Below are 16,145 nucleotides of genomic sequence, written 5' to 3' on the forward strand. Positions count from 1 at the left end.
AAGGGTTTGAGAATGGCACATCTTTCGATCGAGGGCGTTTCGAAGCTGTTCGGGACCACCTTTGCCGTTCGCGACTTCTCGCTCGAAGTCGGAGACGGCGAACTCGTCTGCCTGCTTGGCCCATCCGGCTCCGGCAAGTCGACGCTTCTCAGGATGATCGGCGGCTTCGAGCGCCCGAGCGGCGGAACGATCCGCATCGACGCGAAGGATGTGACGACGCTGCCGCCCGAGCGACGCCCGACCGGCATGGTATTCCAGAGCCATGCGCTCTGGACGCACATGGATGTCTTCAACAACATCGCCTTCGGCCTGAAGCTCCGCCGGCTGCCGAAAGCGGAGATCCGCCAGCGTGTCGAGGATGCTTTGGCTCTGGTCGGCCTCGCCGATTACGGGCGGCGGATGACGACTCAGCTCTCGGGCGGCCAGCAGCAGCGCGTCGCCCTTGCCCGCTCGCTGGTGCTCGAGCCGAAAATCCTTCTGCTCGACGAGCCCTTCGCCAGCCTTGACCAGCACTTACGCGAAAGATTGCGGGAGGAAGTGCGCGATATCCAGCAGCGCCTCGGCATCACCACGCTCTTCGTCACCCATGGCCAGGACGAGGCCTTAGCGCTCGCCGACCGCATCGTCGTCATGCGCGACGGAGGCACCGAACAGATCGCGCCGCCAAGCACCATCTACCGGCAGCCGCAGACGGCTTTCGTCGCCGGCTTCATCGGCTCGATGAATTTCGTCCAGAGCCGCATTAGAAACCGCGTCTGCGAACATCCGCTGTTCCCGCTTGCAATCCCGATCGACGATGGACCGGTGACGCTGGCCGCCCGCCCGGAAGCGCTGACGATCCGTTCCTCGAGCCGGGCCGATGCTGCGACAGTCCATCGCATCGTCGATTTCGGCACCCACAAGATGGTCGAGGTCGATCTTGCCGACGGCACCCGCCTGAAGGCGATGGTGGCGCCGGACGATCGGATCCGGGCCGGAATGAGGGTTGAACCGAGTTTCACCGGCTTATGCGTCTTCCGCGACAACGAGCTCGTCCATCAGTCGATGCCGGCAAAGGACGATGTGGAGAGAGAAGAGCTCCTGCAGGTTTAGAGCGGTTCAGCTTTTCATGGAAATGCAGACCGCTCTAACCTTTTTGACGCAATTCCCGGCAAAACCGCTACGCGCTTTGACTGGGAAAACCGCTTCGCATTTTTCCTGGAATTTCTCTAGACGCTCGGAATGCGCCCGTTCACATCTTGCTTTGAAAACCTTCGAGCAGCCAGGGATGCAGAGCCTTGCTGGCGGCCAGGATGTCGCTCTTTCCGACAACCTCAGCGCCGGAAAAACGGGTGACGATGCCGCCCGCCTCTTCGACCATCAGCGCCGAGGCGCCGAAATCATGGATCGCCAGCCCGTCCTCGAAGAATCCGTCTAGCCGGCCGCAGGCGACATAGGCGATCGACAAGGCTGCCGAGCCGAGGCGGCGCACACCCGCCGTATTCGCCATCAGTCGTTTGATGGCCTCGAAATAGGTCTCTTCCGCAACCGCCGTGACCTGACCGGGGATCGGCAGCCCGGCGCCGACAAGCACGTTTTCGATGTCGCCGACATCGGCGCAGCGGATACGCTCGCCGTTCAGATAGGCGCCGCCGCCGATCTCGGCGCTGAACAGCTCATCCTGCATGGCGTCATAGACGACACCCATGACGAGCCTGCCGCCTTCGACGATCGAGATCGTCATGCCGAAATGCGGAACGCCCCAGGCGTAATTGGTCGTACCGTCGATCGGGTCGATGTAGATAACAGGCGTTTCCGGACCCGCCGTGCGGTTGCCGACGGCTTCCTCGCCCTGGATGGCATAGTCCGGGAAGGCCTTCGTCATCTCGTCGACGATGATCCGCTCGACGGCGACATCGATCTCGGTCTGATAGTCGCGCGGCGCCTTGGCGAGCATTTCCTGGGATGTGCGCCGCCGCACGGAGCCGCGGGCAGTTTCCCCCGCCTTCAATACCGTTTCGGCAAGCACGACGAGGCGGGAGGAGGCGGTCGGGGAAAGACGCGCGGAAATCGAGGGTGATGTCATGAGAAAAGTCCGGATGCTGCTGATATGACGGAGTGAATCGCGAGGAGCCCATCCCTTCGCAGAGGCCGATGATGATTTTATGAAGCGCGCCCATGCCGAGCGGATTATCTCAGGATCGCTTCAAGCTCGGAAATGGTCGGAAACGCCTTTCTTGTTCCATGTCTTGAGACGGTGATGGCCGCGGCTGCAACTGCGTGTTCGATGGCTAGCCTGTCCAGCCGCTGTCCGCGCAGCGCGCAGGATGCAAGTGCTGCGGCCATGAAGGTATCGCCTGCGCCCGTTGTATCCATAACGTCGCAAGCGCGGGCCGGCACTTCGATGCTGTCGCGCCGGTTCACGAGCGTCGCGCCGTCGCCGCCCAGCGTCAGAACGATTTCGCGCGGACCCCGGCTCAGCAGATATTCGGCAGCATCTCTGCCTGTTGTCCCGGTCAGGGCCTGCGCCTCGCCCTTGTTGAGGAAGGCGATGTCGATCAATCCCCAAAGATCGGAGAAATAGGCGCGCACCGGCGAGGGATTGAAGGCGGTGACCATGCCGATCGTTCTTGCATGTTCGAGGATGTCGCGGGTCGCATGGTCGGACAGATTGCCCTGGAGCATCATGAGATCGCCGGGCCTGGCCGTCGACAGGATCCGCCCGACATCGGAGAGGGACAGGCTCTGTGCCGATTCCGTCGTCGTGACGATGGCATTTTCGCCGCCCGGCAGCCGGAAGATGATCGAGACGTCGCTCGATGCATCTTCCATTTCGATCAGTTCGCTTCGAAGCGGCTCGTCCGCGAGGTAATGGCGTATCGTATCGGCCCTTGCATCCCTGCCGACGGGCGCCACCAGCGTTGTTGGAACGCCGCAGCGGGCCATGACGACCGCCTGGTTCGTGCCCTTGCCGCCGAGATCGCTGCCTCCGGCATTGCCGAGGATCGAGGCGCCGATAACGGGAAGTTCGGAAACGGCGATGGTCTCGTCGATAGCGACGTTACCGACTATGTAGGCGCGCATGTATCCGCTTTCGCAAGGTGAAGCTAAAGATAAGGCGCATGGTGAAAATCGATCTCGAGCTGCATCGCCCGGCCGAAGATCGCGCTGAGCCGCGCTTTTTCATCCTCTTCCAGCGTTTCTCCTGCCACGTCGAGTTCATTCTTCAGCCATTGCGCCTGGGCGGCGAAATTCGGATCGACATGCAGGTCGACCCATTCCTTCAAGAGGGGATCGCTGATCGAGCGGCTGGCTGCTTGCCTACACCAGGTCCAATACATCCACTCGGCGGCAAACATCGCCGCGACCGTGTCGAGGAAGCCGCCCTGGCGGGCAATCTCCAACATGCCGGCGCGAAAGGCTTCGACCTCGGCGATGCCGGTGTCGAAGGACGAGGGATCGATGCCGCAGCTGGCGAAGGTGCGCTCGAAATAGGCGATCTGTTCGTTGGCAAGCGCGTCGAGAACCGCGATCAGCCAGCGCTTCTGCGCCATCGTCTTGGCGGTCGCCGCCGCATAGGCGAAGATCGAGATGGCGCTGTCGACGAAGGCGCCTTCATAGACGAGATAACGCTCGAAGGCCTCCTTACTCAGCCTGTCGTTCTTGACGTCCTCGACGAAGCGATGGCTGAGCATCGCGCCGAGGACGGCGTCGTTCTCGCGCAGGATACGGTCTGAAAGGCTTTCTGCAGCCATGCTCAGCCCTCCAGTCCCGGTTCGGCCGCCGCCCGGAAGGCGCGCACGCGCTCGACGTCGACCGGGTTCCACCAGACGCCGCCGTGTTTCAACGAAGACGCAACGATGACGCCATTGGTGCGGCTCAGAATATCGACGATATTGTCCTTGTTGACGCCGGAGCCGACGAGCAGCGGCAGGTGCGTCGCCGCGCCGATTTCCTCGATCTCCTTCATCGTCGCCGAATTGCCGGTCCGCTGGCCGGTGGCGATGACGCCGTCGGCATCGAAGAAGGCGAGATCGCGCGTCAGCTCCTGGATCGAGCGGTCGGCGACGATGGCGTGGCTGCCATGCTTGACGTGGCTGTCGGCAAAGACCTTGATGTGCTCGGCCCGGAGCAGCGAGCGGTAGCGCATGGCTTCGGCGGCCCTGCCCTCCATGAAGCCTTCATTGGCGACATAGGCATTGGCCCATTGATTGACGCGGATGAATTTGGCGCCACCGGCCATGGCGATGGCGAAAGCCGGGATCGGCGCATTGGCCAGCACGTTGACGCCAAGCGGGATGCCGGCCGCGCGCGCGATCCGGTCGGTGACGACAGACATGAAGCCCGTCGTCTCGGGGCCGATATCCTCGGGCTTCGAGAACGGCACATCGCCGTGATTTTCGATGATCAGCCCATGCAGGCCGCCTTCCACGCAGGCTTCGGCGTCGCGCATGCACGCGTCGTAGATCGCATCCATCGCAGCCCCCCGGTAGCGCGGCGCGCCCGGAAAGGCCGGGCAATGGATCATGCCGATCAGAACCTTGTCCCTGCCGAAGATATCCCTGATGGCGTTGGACGGCCTGTCCGAAATTTCCTGCATATCATTCCCTTTCGAATTCCTGCCCGGCGCTGACATCACGCCTGTTTTTCGGTGAGCCAGCCGAGGATGTTCTTCCAGAGCCGGCCGTAGCCTTCCCATTCGCAGAAAGCAGGCGAGAGCCAGTGCGGGCCGATATCCGACGTCCAGGCCGCCGTCCGCCCAGTGCCATGCGCACCGACGACGAGCAGCGGATGGCCGCCCTGATCCTGAGGCAGCCGTGCGACGACCTCGACATCCGCACGGTCGCGCACTTCGACCTCATTGACGCCGAGGAGCACCGGCCAGGCGCCTTCGAGACCCCGCATCGTCGGATGCTCCGGCTTCACCACCTCGGCAACGGTTCCCTCAGGGATTTCGACGCGGTCGTCATACGGCAGGCACGTGACGGGCAGCGTGTCTTCGACAGGCGTGCGCCGCCAGCGCGCCTTGCCGTCGATGCCCTGGAAGGAGAAGTATCCGCCGACCATCAGCAGGCCACCACCCTTCTCCACCCACGCCTTCAGAAGCTTCAGCCGGTTCGGCACCGTGCGCGAATGCAACCACACATCCGGCGGCAGCAGCAGCGAGTTGGCGCCGATATCGGAGAGAATGATGGCGTCATAGGCGTCGAGCCCAGCCATATCGAATGGGAATTTCTCCACCGCCTCATGCGCCGGCATATAGGTGAGTTCGAAGGCGCTGCCGGCGAGCGCCTTGACCAGCGGTTCTGCGCCGAGATGGAAGGTGACGCTGCCGAACTGGTCGAAACCTTTGTAATGCGTGGCGGAGCTGACCCAGCTCTCGCCGACAAGGAGGATTTTCTTGGTCATGGTCTGCGTTTACCTGTGATCGATTGAATGGATAGAGCTAGGCTCTGGCGTCAAAGACGCGTCGGGGATTGCCGCGCATCATCTCGTCGAGAACCGTCGTGTCGAGGCCGTGCCGCTCCAGACGGGGAAGGAAGTGGCGGAGGATGTAGGCGTAGCCGTTGCCGCCGTAATGCGTCAGCATCATCTTCAGAAAGACGTCGTGCGACAGGAGAATCCGGTCGAGATAGCCGGCCTCGACGAGACGGACGATCGCACGCGCCGCCTCCTCGTCGCTCGGGCACTGCACCTGCTGGTCGGCATAGAAGAAATCCATGCCGATCATGTCGTATTCGATGAAGGCGCCACGCTCTGCCAGCTCGCTCTGATAGGCGATGTCGTCATGCGACGGGTTCATGTGGCAAAGCACGGTGTGGCGGAGATCTGCCCCCTCTTCCGCCGCCACGTCGAGCACGCGGTGGCCGAGACGGAACCAGCCTGGCAGATGAACCATCAGCGGAAGTCCGGCCAGCACCTGCGCCCGCGCCGCGCCGCGAAGCGATTTCTCTTCCTCGGCGGTGAAATCCGAGGAGACGCCGATCTCGCCGATCAAGCCGATCCTGACGCCGGTGCCGTCGACGCCTTCTCTGGCCTCGCGGACAATTTCCCGCGCGATGTCATCGACGCTCATTGCCGCGACGCCTTCCGGATGTGAGGAGCCGAGGTAATAACCCGCCCCCATCACGATGTTGAGACCGGATGCTTTCGAGATGCGCTGGAGCGCCAGGGGATCTCGGCCGATGCCCTTGCAGGTCGGCTCCACCACCGTGCGGCCGCCTTCTGCTGCGAAATCCTTGAGCTCGGAGATCGCCAGATGTTCGTCGTCGAGCGTGATATTGTGCTTGTTGACGAAAGGATCTTGCTTGAGTTCGCCGAGGATCTCCATGCAGACGAAGCTTTCGGCGAGATATTGCCGTTCCGGCGTCTTCGGCGCATGCCACCAGCAGCGGCAGTCGTTGAGGATATGCTCATGCATCAGCGTCACGCCGAGCGCATCGGCCGAAACGGGACCGGTGACGGTCATCACCTTGCCGGAGCGGACATGCGCTTCGGAAAGAGTCTCTATCGTCTGCTCGCTCATCGCTTCATCCTTTCCTGCCCAGCCGGAAATGGAAATTGGCCGTGAAGATGCGCGTGTTCAGCCAGATGGCGACGAGGATGATGGCGCCGGTGACGATCTGGGTGAAGAACGGCGATATGTGCATCAGGATCAGGCCGTTGCCGATGACGGCGATGGTCAGCGTGCCGAGTACGGTGCCGAGGATGGTGCCCCGTCCGCCCATCAGCGACGTTCCGCCGAGCACAACGGCCGCAATCACCTGCAGCTCGAAGCCGACGGCGGCATTGGACGAGCCGGAACCGAGGCGAGCGGCGATCAGCAGCCCGGCGACCGCGCAGGCGACGCCGGAGATGATATAGACCGAGGCGATGATCCATTTGGCGGGCATGCCGACGCGCCGCGCCGCCTCCGCATTGGAGCCGACCGCCACGACCTGCCGGCCATATTTGGTCGCGGTGATGACGACATAACCGAGAATGGCGATGATGACGGCGATGATCGCCGGGATCGGGAAGCTGAGGATTTCGCCCCGGCCGAGCGCGAAGAAGCCCGGCGCATCCTTGATCGGAATGGAATAGCCCTGGGTCAGATAAAGCGCCAGCCCGCGCAGGATCGAGAGGCTGGCAAGTGTCACGATGAAGGCCGGGATGCCCTGATAGGCGGTGAACCAGCCCTGGACCAATCCCATGAAGCCGCCGAGCACGAGCATACCGATGACGACCGATGGCCAGGGAACGCCCATCGCCATAACGATCGCCGCCACCGCATTGACGAGGGCGACCTGCGAGCCGACCGAAAGATCGATGCCGCCGGTGATGATGACGAAGGTCATGGCGATGGCGACAATCAGGATGGGGGCCGCTTGCCTGATGATGTTCAGGATGTTGCCGAGCGTGAAGAAGGTTTCGCTGCCGATCGAGAAGAAGATCATGCAGGCCAGGAAGAAAATGGCGATCGACAGGACCTGTGCGTGTTCGCCGAAGAAATCGGCGATGCGCGAGCCGTGACCGCGTTCCGTATAAGCCGTCATTGTCTGGCTCCTTCACCGACGATCAGCCTGACGAGATCTTCGAGGTTGGTGCTGCCGATCTGCCGCTCGGCGACCTTCGTGCCCTCGTACATCACCGCGATGCGGTCGCAGACCCGGAAGAGATCCTGCAGCCGATGGGTGATGAGGATCACCGAAACGCCGTTCGCCTTGACGCGGTTGATCAGGGCCAGAACCGCCTCGACCTCGGCGACGGCAAGGGCTGACGTCGGTTCGTCCATGATCAGCACCTTCGGCTTGAAGGAGGCGGCGCGCGCAATGGCGATCGCCTGGCGTTGCCCGCCGGAGAGCTGCGCGACCTTGCTGGTCAGCCTGGGTATGCGGATCTCAAGCGAGTCCAGCATCTTGCGGGCTTCGGACAACATCGTCCTGGTGTCGAGAAACGGCCCGCGGCTGAGTTCGCGGCCGAGGAAGAGATTGCCGACGACATCGATATGATCGCAGAGGCTGAGATCCTGGAAAACCATTTCGATGTTCCGCCCACGCGCATCCGCGGGGCCGGAGAAGCGGACCTCCTCACCTTCCATGGTGATGGTGCCGGCATCGGGAATGTAGGTTCCCGAGATGATCTTCGTCAGCGTCGATTTGCCGGCGGCGTTGTCGCCGACGAGGCCCAGGCATTCGCCGGGGAAGATGTCGAGATCGACGCCGCGCAGGGCCTGGTGCGAGCCGAACGACTTGCGGATACCGCGCAGCGAGATGCGCGGGTCGGATCGGGTGCCGCCGGATGTTCCGCTTCCGGAGGGTGCGACCCCTCCGGAACCGGCGGCAGCGATGTCACGCTGTCCGCTTTCGATCATTTGAAGACGGCCCGGTATGGCTCGACATTTTCCTTGGTCACGATGGTGATCGGCACCGAGATCGTCTTGGTGACGGCCTCGCCGGCCGAGGCCTTGACGAGCGCGTCGACGGCGGCACCGCCCATTGCGGCCGGATCCTGCTGGACGACGGCGACGACGAAGCCGGCATCGATGCCGGCAATGGCTTCGGCGGTCAGATCCCAGCCGAACACCTTGATCTTATCCTGCTTGCCCTGGCTCTGGACGGCGGCGATCGCCCCCATCAGGGCCGGCTCGCCAGTGGCGTAGATCGCGGTCAGATCGGGATTGGCGGTGATCAGGTTTTCAGCGGCCGCAAGGGCGTTGTCCTGGATGTTCTGACCGTCGACGACGCCGGCCATTTCAATGCCGTCGACGCCTTTCAGGGTCTTCTCGAAGCCCTCCTGGCGGATGTTCTGGATGAACGAGTTCAGCGCGCCGACAACGCCGAGCTTGGCCTTGCCGCCCATATTCGCCTTGACGTAGTCGAGGAAGTATTTGCCCATGTCGGCGCCGGCCGCGGCATTGTCCACGCCGATCTGCGCCTTCTGCGGACCATCAGGCAGGATGGCGTCGATGGCGACGACCGGAATTCCGGCATCGGCTGCCTGCTTGACCGCCGGCATGATGCCGTTGACGTCGATCGCGACGACGGCAAGGCCGGAGACCTTTTCCTGGACGTAGGTTTCGATCGCGCTGTTCTGCGCGGTCGTCTCGTTGTTGGCGTTGAAGATCACCAGCTTGACGCCGGCGGCATCGGCCGCCTTCTGGGCGCCCTCATTCATCTGATTGAAGAAAAGGGCCTGCTGGTTGATCTGCACCAGCGCGATGGTCTTCTTTTCCTGTGCCTGAGCGCCGGACAGGCCGATGAAGGTCAATGCCGTGAAGCCGGCAGCGGCGATCATCGTTCGTCTTGTCAAATTCCGTGTCATGTTCTCATCCTCTTTTGGTTTTTTGACGTTGCTGATTATTATTTCGCAGGCGGCGCAACGGAGTTCCGCACCACGATTTCGACAGGCAGGAGTTCTTCCGAGGCGGATGGTTTCCACTCGTGCCAATTGGTTTCCAGAAGCAGCTCCAGCGACCGTCTTCCGATCCGGCGCACCGGCTGACGGATGGCCGTCAGCGGCGGTGCAAAAAGATGAAGCGGACCGACATCGTCGAAGCCGATGACCGAGATGTCATGAGGGATCGAGACGCCTCGGCTTCTGAAGACCTCGACCAGCCCGATGGCGATCTCGTCGGAGCTGGCGAAGATCGCCGTCGCTTTTCGGTCTCCGGAGAGATATTCGATCGCCGCCGCCCGGCCGTATTCGATCGTATATTCGCCGGCATAACGATCGGCCCGGGCCTCGCCACCATGGCGTTCCCTGAGCGCCTTCAGCAGGCCGTCATAACGCCTGCGGGCGCTGATCATGCGCTCGTCGCCGCCGATGAAGAGGACATGGCGATGGCCTTGTTCGGCCAGGTGTTGGCCGGCGAGATAACCGCCCTGCTCATTGTCGCAGAACAGCTTCGGCGCCTTCGAATCGGGAATGTCCTCGTCGACGATGATGACCTTGCCGCTGCCGTTGATCAGCGCGGCAAGCGCGCCGTCGTCGGGGTGGTTGGTGACGAAGATCAGGCCGTCGACGTGATTGCGCTCGATCAGCTGCAGATATTCGATCTCGCGCCCCGGCCGGTTGAGCGTGGCGTGCAACGAGACCGCGAGCTTCTTTTCATCGGCCGCCTGCTCGACGGCGGCGACAAGGGTCGCGAAGAAGGGATTGGCGATATCGGGCACGACGAGGCCGATCGTATCCGAGCGCCCCCGGCTCAGCCGGCGCGCATGCGGGTTCGGCCGGTAGTTCAGCGTCTTGATCGCATCCTCGATGCGCTTCTTGGTCTGAAAGGGAAGATCGAGGCTTCCGTTGACGAAGCGAGACACTGTCGTGACCGACACGCCGGCGGCTGCCGCAACATCCTTCAAGCTTGGTGTCGTTCCCTTGGCCATCGACTGGACCCATTGTAAAGCGGTTTAGTAAAGCGCTTTACAAGACAAATATCGATTGCTCGCTGTTGTCAACTGCGATGAATGTTGAGGATCTGTTTTTTCTTGCCAGCCGATCGAAGTCTCGACCGCGAGGCCCTCAGGCGATCGTCGGGTCGAGCTTGTCGCGCAGCCAGTCGCCGGTGATGCTGATCGACAGCGTCGTCAGCATGATGACGAAGGACGGCGCCAGCATGATCCAGGGCGCGCGGGTCAGATATTCGCGCCCGTAGCCGACCATGTTGCCGAGGCTGGTCATCGGCGGCTGGACGCCGAGGCCGAGGAAGGAAAGGCTGCTTTCCATCAGGATGATCTCAGGAAAAGTCAGCGTCATCGAGACGATCAGTGTCGAGGCGATGTTCGGCAGGATATGCTTGAGATAGACATGGGCCGGCTTGGCGCCGAGCTGCGTGACGGCGGCGGCATAACCCTGGCCACTGGCGGCGATGGCAAGGCCGCGGGCGATGCGCGCATAGCGTTCCCAGCCGTAGAAGCCCATCAGGCAGATGAGCAACGGCAGCGAACTGCCGAAGAAGGCGAGCACAGCAAGTGCCATGATGAGGAAGGGCATGGCCGCCTGGAAATCGGCAAGCATGACGACGAGCTGTTCGACGACGCCGCGGAAATAAGCGGCGAGAAAGCCGAGAGCCGTGCCGACGAAGGCCGAGATCAGCGTCGCGCCGAAGGCGATCAGCAGCGAGATGCGGATCGACACGATGAGGCGGGAGAGAACGTCGCGGCCGAGTTCGTCGGTTCCGAGCCAATGCGCGCCATTGCCGGGCAGTGACAGTCGGTTCTTCAGGTCAAAGGCGGTAATGTTGTAGGGCCGGATCCAGTCGGCCGTCAACGCGACCAGGATCACGACGGCGATCCAGATGAAGCCGATGATCACGAAAACGGGCACGCCGCGCTTCTTCTTCTCGCGCACTTCGTGGATGACGGTTGCCGGTTGAGCAGAGATATTTGTCATGGTTCCGCTCCCTAATGCCTTGCCTGGTTGCTGCGCAGACGCGGGTCGAGATAGCCGTAAAGGATGTCGACGACGAAATTCGAAAACACCATGGTCGCTGCCACCAGCAGCAGGATGCACTGGACGACGGCGAGATCGCGGTTGGAGACCGCGACGACGAGAAGCCGGCCGACGCCCGGCCAGGAGAACAGCGATTCCACCACGACGGCGCCGGCGATCAGCGTGCCGACCATGAAGCCGGCGATTGTCACGATCGGGATTGCCGCGTTCGGCAGCGCATGGCCCCAGACGACATTTCGCCAGGCAGTGCCTTTGGCGCTGGCCGTACGGATATAGGGCTGGCCAAGCACCTCGATCATCGCGCTTCGGGCAAAGCGGGCAAGAATGCCGGCACCGCCGATGCTCATGGTGATAATCGGCAGAATGGCATGCATCCAGCTGTCCTGGCCGCCCGACGGCAGCAGGCCGAGCGTGACGGAGAAGATCAGCACCAGCACGAGGCCGAGCACGAAGCTCGGCATGGTGAAGCCGACCACCGCACTCGCCATGACGGCGCGGTCCGTCGAGCTGTCCCGGTGGAGGGCGGCGTAAACGCCGGCCGGGATGCCGATCACCAGCTTAAGGATGAGGGCCGGGATCGTCAGCTCCAGCGTTGCCGGAATGCGGTCGAGCACGAGCTGGATGGCCGATTGGCCGTCGCGCATCGAGATGCCGAGATCACCGCGGGCGATTGCGCCGAAATAGCGCAGATACTGCACCCAGATCGGCTGATCGAGACCCCAGGCGGCACGGAAGGCACGGATCGCTTCCGGCGGCGCTTCCGGACCCATGATCGTCAGGGCCGGGTCGCCGGAAAGGCGCAGAACGACGAAGGCGAAAGTCACCACCAGCACGATGGTCATAAGCGCGCGGAACGCCCTTATCAGGAAGAAACGGATCATGGCTCAGCTCTCCATGAGCGTTGACGCGGATGCGGGCGCAACCAGGTGGCAAGCAGCTTTTCGACCCGCCTCGATGGTGACGAGTTCAGGCGTCTCGACGCGGCAGCGCTCGACGGCATGGCCGCAGCGGGGATGAAAGGCGCAGCCGGCAGGGCGGGCAGCGGGGTTCGGCGGTTCTCCCTGCAGGATGATACGGTCGCGCAGCGCCGTGCCGGGGACCGGAACGCTGGAGACCAGTGCCTGCGTATAGGGATGCAACGGGCTGCGGAAAATATCCTCCGAGGCGGCTTCCTCGACGATCCGGCCGAGATACATCACCGCGACGCGATCGGCGATGTTGCGCACGACCTTCAGGTCATGGCTGATGAAGGCCATGGCGATGCCGCGCTTTTCCTGCAGGTCGCGCAATAGGTTGATCACCTGCGCCTGGATCGAGACGTCGAGAGCGGAGACCGGCTCGTCGCAGACCAGAAGCTCCGGATTGGTGGCGATGGCGCGTGCAATGACGACGCGCTGGCGCTGGCCGCCCGAAAGCTCGTGCGGATAACGCTCCGCCTGATCGCGCCGAAGACCGACGGCGACGAGCAGTTCATCGACACGTTCGCGCCGCCCCTCCTCGCTTCCGACGGCATGGATGGCAAGCGGTTCGCCGATCTGCGCGCCGATCGAGATGCGCCGGTCAAGGGCTGCCAGCGGATCCTGGAAGACGAGCTGCATGCGCGCCCTCAGGCTACGCCAGCGTGGCGTTCTGAGTGCCGGCATCGCCTCCCCGTCGAAGCGGACGCTGCCTTCGGTCGGAGCTTCGAGCCCGAGCAGCAGCCGGCCCATCGTCGATTTTCCGGAACCGGATTCGCCGACGATGCCAAGCGTCGTCTTCGGCGCGACCGACAGCGAAACGCCGTCGACCGCCCGGACATGGCTCGGCTTTCCGAAGACGCCGCGGCGCATCGTATAGGTCTTGACGAGGTCGTTCGCTTCGATCAGCTGATGTTCGCTCATGCCCATGCCACTCCCTGCTGGACCTGCATGAGGTTCGGCTTCGATGTGGTGGCGCCGTCACTGAGCGGATGGAAGCAGGCGGTCGCACGGTCGTCGTCAAGTGCGACGAGCGGCGGTACTTTGTTATGACAGAGTTCCGAGGCATGGCCGCAACGCGGCGCAAAGGCACAGCCGCCGGGCATCCGGCCGGGCTGCGGCACGGTGCCGGGGATCGGTACCAGCCGGTCGCGGCCGGCATCGATGCGCGGAATGGCATCGAATAGCCCGCGCGTATAGGGATGGCGCGGCGACCGGAACAACGATTCCGTCGGGCATTTCTCGACGATGTTGCCGGCATACATGACGCAGACGCGTTCGCAGATCTGCGACACCGCGCCGAGATCATGACTGATGAAGACGATCGCCATACCGGTTTCCTCGCGGATCGAAATCAGCAGATCGAGGATCTGCGCCTGGATCGTCGCGTCCAGCGCCGTCGTCGGCTCGTCGGCGATCAGCAGATCAGGATTGCCGGCGAGCGCCATGGCGATCATCAGCCGCTGGTTCTGGCCACCGGAAAATTCATGCGGAAAATTGTCGAAACGGCGTACCGCGTCAGGAATGCCGACCATTTCCATCAGCCGGACGGCGTCGTTGCGGGCGGCCCTGCCGGTCGAGCCGCGGTGCAGTTCGACGGCTTCGGCGATCTGGCGCCCGGCGCGGATGACCGGGTTGAGCGAGCTCGACGGATCCTGGAAGATCATGGCGATGCGGCCGCCGCGAATGCCTTCGACCTTCGTGCGCGACGCACCTATCAGCTGATCGCTGCCGAGACGCACGCTGCCTGAGACAGAAGCCTTTCCAGGCAGGAGCCCGAGTGCAGCCAGCCAGGTGACCGACTTGCCGCAACCGGATTCGCCGACGAGACCCACCGCCTCGCCCTTCTCGATCGCCAGATCGACGCCGTGCAGGACTTCGATACCGCTGAAAGCGACCTTCAAATTGGAAATTTCGACCAATGGCATTTCAGCCTCTCCTTCTTGCATTCCCACCGGCCGCCAGATCCGAATGAGAGCATGATGTCGTTCGAAAACCGCTCACACTATTGGGCATCATGCTCGTGCCTGTCGGGCTTACCTGGTTTCCGGATAGCCGGTGCACCAAATGGCAGCGAGCCGGAGTTTCCCCCGGCTCGCTGATGTCGTCAGGTCTTGATCAGGACCAGTTGCCCTGGCGGAAGTCCATGGCGAAGGCCGATGCGGCCTTCCAATTGATCGCCTTCGACTTGGCGGTGAAGACGGCGTTCTGGTGAAGAACCGTATAGGCGGGGTCTTCGCGCTCGCAGATCTGCAGCATGCGGGCGAAAGCGTCATGACGCTTGGCGCGATCGGTGCTGGTCTCGAGGAAGGTCGACAGCGTGTTCATTTCGGCGTTGGTCCATTCGCCGACCTGCTGCTGCTGGCCGTTCGGACCGTGCTGGGCGACGATCGAGGAAACCGGATCGGGGAAACTTGCGGAGTTCGACCAGTCGCGGACGGCGCGCGTCGGCGTCTTTTCGAGGATCTGCTGCCAGTTTTCCTTCATCTCGATCTGCACGTTGAGGCCGACCTGGGCCCACATTTCGACGAGGATCTGCGCGGTCGGAGTCTGGTTGGTATAGTAGTTGTTGAGCAGGCGATACGGGATCGGATCGCCCTTGTAGTTGGCTTCCTTAAGGAGCTGGCGGGCGAGATCAGGATTATATTCCGGCACGGTCCAATCCTTGACCAGCATGTCGCCATAGAAGTCCCACTGCAGGCCGGCCGGAACGCGGGTGCGGCCTGCCCAGAGCGAGTCGACGATCGCCTGGCGGTCGATGGCATGCGTGAAGGCGCGGCGAACCAGCGGGTTGCCGAGCTGGGCATGGGTCTTGTCGAACACAGTCAGGCGGTGGTTGGTGATGATGCCGCCCTGGACTTCGAAGGCAGCGTTCTTTTCAATGCCTTCGATCTGGTCCGGGGGGATGTCGCTGGCGAGGTGATATTCGCCAGACAGCAGGCCGTTGACGCGCGAGGCGACCTCCGGAACTTCGACGAAGCGGATCTGCTTCACCGGAGGACGGCCGCCCCAATATTCGTCATGCGCTTCGTAGATCAGGTAGGTGTCCGGCTTGAATTCGGCGACGCGGTAGGGACCGGTGGTGATCGGTGCGCGAGCCCAGTCGAGATAGCTCTTGGCCTCATCCCAGCTGCGGCGGTTGGCGATGGCGCTGGCGGCAACGGAGATGCGGCCTTCCATCGTTACGTCAGGCGAACCGTTAACGAAGCGGACGGTGTATTTGTCGACGATTTCAATGCCGAGCAGAGCCGGCCAGATACGGCGGGCGACGGCCGGAATTTCGACCGGCAATTCCTTGCTTTCGCGGCCGAGCGGGTTCTTTTCGGTGACGAAGATCGTCTTGCCGGTGCTCGGCTGCGTATCGCCGAACATCCGTTCCTTGCTGAAGGAGAAGGCGACGTCTTCGGCCGTCATTTCGTCGCCATTGTGGAATTTGACGCCCTGGCGCAGTTTCAACTCGACGGTCTTGTCGTCGATACGGCGCCATTCGGTGGCGAGCGACGGAACGGCCGAGAGGTTGCCGAGCCAGTCGAGGCCGATCAGGCTTTCCCAGAGTGACGAATTGAAGATGCGCTGGCCGACATTCGACTGTTCGCGCAACGTATCCAGCGTGTTCGAGTTCGAGATCTTCTGGACGGCGATGGTGATCGAAGGACGGTTGTCGGCCTGGGCGATGGAAAAGCGCGGCAGGATCAGCGAGCTGGCGACGCCGGTGGCAAGGCCGAGAGCACCGCGACGGGTGAAGGTGACCATGGGAATATCTCCTTGGGTTCTCTGGTG

At 62.7% G+C, this 16,145-nt stretch carries 16 protein-coding genes; 1 reads left to right on the plus strand and 15 read right to left on the minus strand.

What is annotated here, in order from left to right; all coding sequences use genetic code 11:
• Positions 1 to 12: 12 nt before the first annotated feature.
• A complete protein-coding gene (locus tag V8P77_RS22290; protein ID WP_335914288.1) occupies positions 13 to 1,092 on the plus strand; it encodes an ABC transporter ATP-binding protein in 1,080 nt (359 codons plus the stop codon).
• A gap of 139 nt (positions 1,093 to 1,231) precedes the next feature.
• Here V8P77_RS22290 and V8P77_RS22295 read toward each other — a convergent pair whose 3' ends face one another.
• The 15 genes from V8P77_RS22295 to V8P77_RS22365 form a co-directional block, all read right to left on the minus strand.
• A complete protein-coding gene (locus V8P77_RS22295; RefSeq protein ID WP_335914289.1) occupies positions 1,232 to 2,065 on the minus strand; it encodes an inositol monophosphatase family protein in 834 nt (277 codons plus the stop codon).
• A 104-nt stretch (positions 2,066 to 2,169) separates the two neighbouring features.
• The gene (locus V8P77_RS22300) at positions 2,170 to 3,063 is read right to left on the minus strand and encodes a ribokinase (protein WP_335914291.1); all 894 of its coding nucleotides are present in this window, start codon (positions 3,061 to 3,063) and stop codon (positions 2,170 to 2,172) included.
• A 23-nt stretch (positions 3,064 to 3,086) separates the two neighbouring features.
• Positions 3,087 to 3,734, minus strand: a complete 648-nt coding sequence (locus V8P77_RS22305) for a TenA family protein (protein ID WP_335914292.1) — start codon at positions 3,732 to 3,734, stop codon at positions 3,087 to 3,089.
• Positions 3,735 to 3,736: 2 nt separating this feature from the next.
• On the minus strand, positions 3,737 to 4,579 hold the full coding sequence (locus tag V8P77_RS22310; protein ID WP_335914293.1) for a BtpA/SgcQ family protein: 843 nt from the start codon (positions 4,577 to 4,579) through the stop codon (positions 3,737 to 3,739).
• Positions 4,580 to 4,614: 35 nt separating this feature from the next.
• Positions 4,615 to 5,388: a glutamine amidotransferase gene (locus V8P77_RS22315; RefSeq protein ID WP_335914294.1), complete on the minus strand. Its 774-nt coding sequence runs from the start codon at positions 5,386 to 5,388 to the stop codon at positions 4,615 to 4,617.
• A gap of 37 nt (positions 5,389 to 5,425) precedes the next feature.
• The gene (locus V8P77_RS22320; RefSeq protein WP_335914295.1) at positions 5,426 to 6,505 is read right to left on the minus strand and encodes a phosphotriesterase family protein; all 1,080 of its coding nucleotides are present in this window, start codon (positions 6,503 to 6,505) and stop codon (positions 5,426 to 5,428) included.
• A 4-nt stretch (positions 6,506 to 6,509) separates the two neighbouring features.
• The gene (locus tag V8P77_RS22325) at positions 6,510 to 7,514 is read right to left on the minus strand and encodes an ABC transporter permease (protein ID WP_335914296.1); all 1,005 of its coding nucleotides are present in this window, start codon (positions 7,512 to 7,514) and stop codon (positions 6,510 to 6,512) included.
• Positions 7,511 to 8,332 carry an ATP-binding cassette domain-containing protein gene (locus V8P77_RS22330; protein ID WP_335914297.1) on the minus strand — a complete coding sequence of 274 codons (822 nt, stop codon included), beginning with the start codon at positions 8,330 to 8,332 and terminating at the stop codon, positions 7,511 to 7,513. Before V8P77_RS22330 ends, V8P77_RS22325 begins: the two co-directional genes overlap by 4 nt.
• Positions 8,329 to 9,282, minus strand: a complete 954-nt coding sequence (locus V8P77_RS22335) for an ABC transporter substrate-binding protein (RefSeq protein ID WP_335914298.1) — start codon at positions 9,280 to 9,282, stop codon at positions 8,329 to 8,331. The genes V8P77_RS22330 and V8P77_RS22335 overlap by 4 nt, the downstream gene beginning before the upstream one ends.
• Positions 9,283 to 9,320: 38 nt before the next feature.
• Positions 9,321 to 10,343 carry a LacI family DNA-binding transcriptional regulator gene (locus V8P77_RS22340; protein WP_335914299.1) on the minus strand — a complete coding sequence of 341 codons (1,023 nt, stop codon included), beginning with the start codon at positions 10,341 to 10,343 and terminating at the stop codon, positions 9,321 to 9,323.
• A gap of 136 nt (positions 10,344 to 10,479) precedes the next feature.
• Complete coding sequence (locus tag V8P77_RS22345; protein WP_335914300.1) at positions 10,480 to 11,349, minus strand: ABC transporter permease; 870 nt, start codon at positions 11,347 to 11,349, stop codon at positions 10,480 to 10,482.
• A gap of 11 nt (positions 11,350 to 11,360) precedes the next feature.
• Complete coding sequence (locus V8P77_RS22350; RefSeq protein ID WP_017957478.1) at positions 11,361 to 12,290, minus strand: ABC transporter permease; 930 nt, start codon at positions 12,288 to 12,290, stop codon at positions 11,361 to 11,363.
• Between the two features lie 3 nt (positions 12,291 to 12,293).
• Positions 12,294 to 13,295: an ABC transporter ATP-binding protein gene (locus V8P77_RS22355; RefSeq protein WP_335914301.1), complete on the minus strand. Its 1,002-nt coding sequence runs from the start codon at positions 13,293 to 13,295 to the stop codon at positions 12,294 to 12,296.
• A complete protein-coding gene (locus tag V8P77_RS22360; RefSeq protein WP_335914302.1) occupies positions 13,286 to 14,293 on the minus strand; it encodes an ABC transporter ATP-binding protein in 1,008 nt (335 codons plus the stop codon). The genes V8P77_RS22355 and V8P77_RS22360 overlap by 10 nt, the downstream gene beginning before the upstream one ends.
• A gap of 190 nt (positions 14,294 to 14,483) precedes the next feature.
• Positions 14,484 to 16,118 (minus strand): ABC transporter substrate-binding protein, encoded by a 1,635-nt coding sequence (locus tag V8P77_RS22365; protein ID WP_335914303.1) that lies wholly within the window; start codon positions 16,116 to 16,118, stop codon positions 14,484 to 14,486.
• Between the last annotated feature and the right edge of the window lie 27 nt (positions 16,119 to 16,145).

The sequence above is a fragment of the Rhizobium aouanii genome (assembly GCF_037002925.1).
GTDB classification, from domain to species: domain Bacteria; phylum Pseudomonadota; class Alphaproteobacteria; order Rhizobiales; family Rhizobiaceae; genus Rhizobium; species Rhizobium aouanii.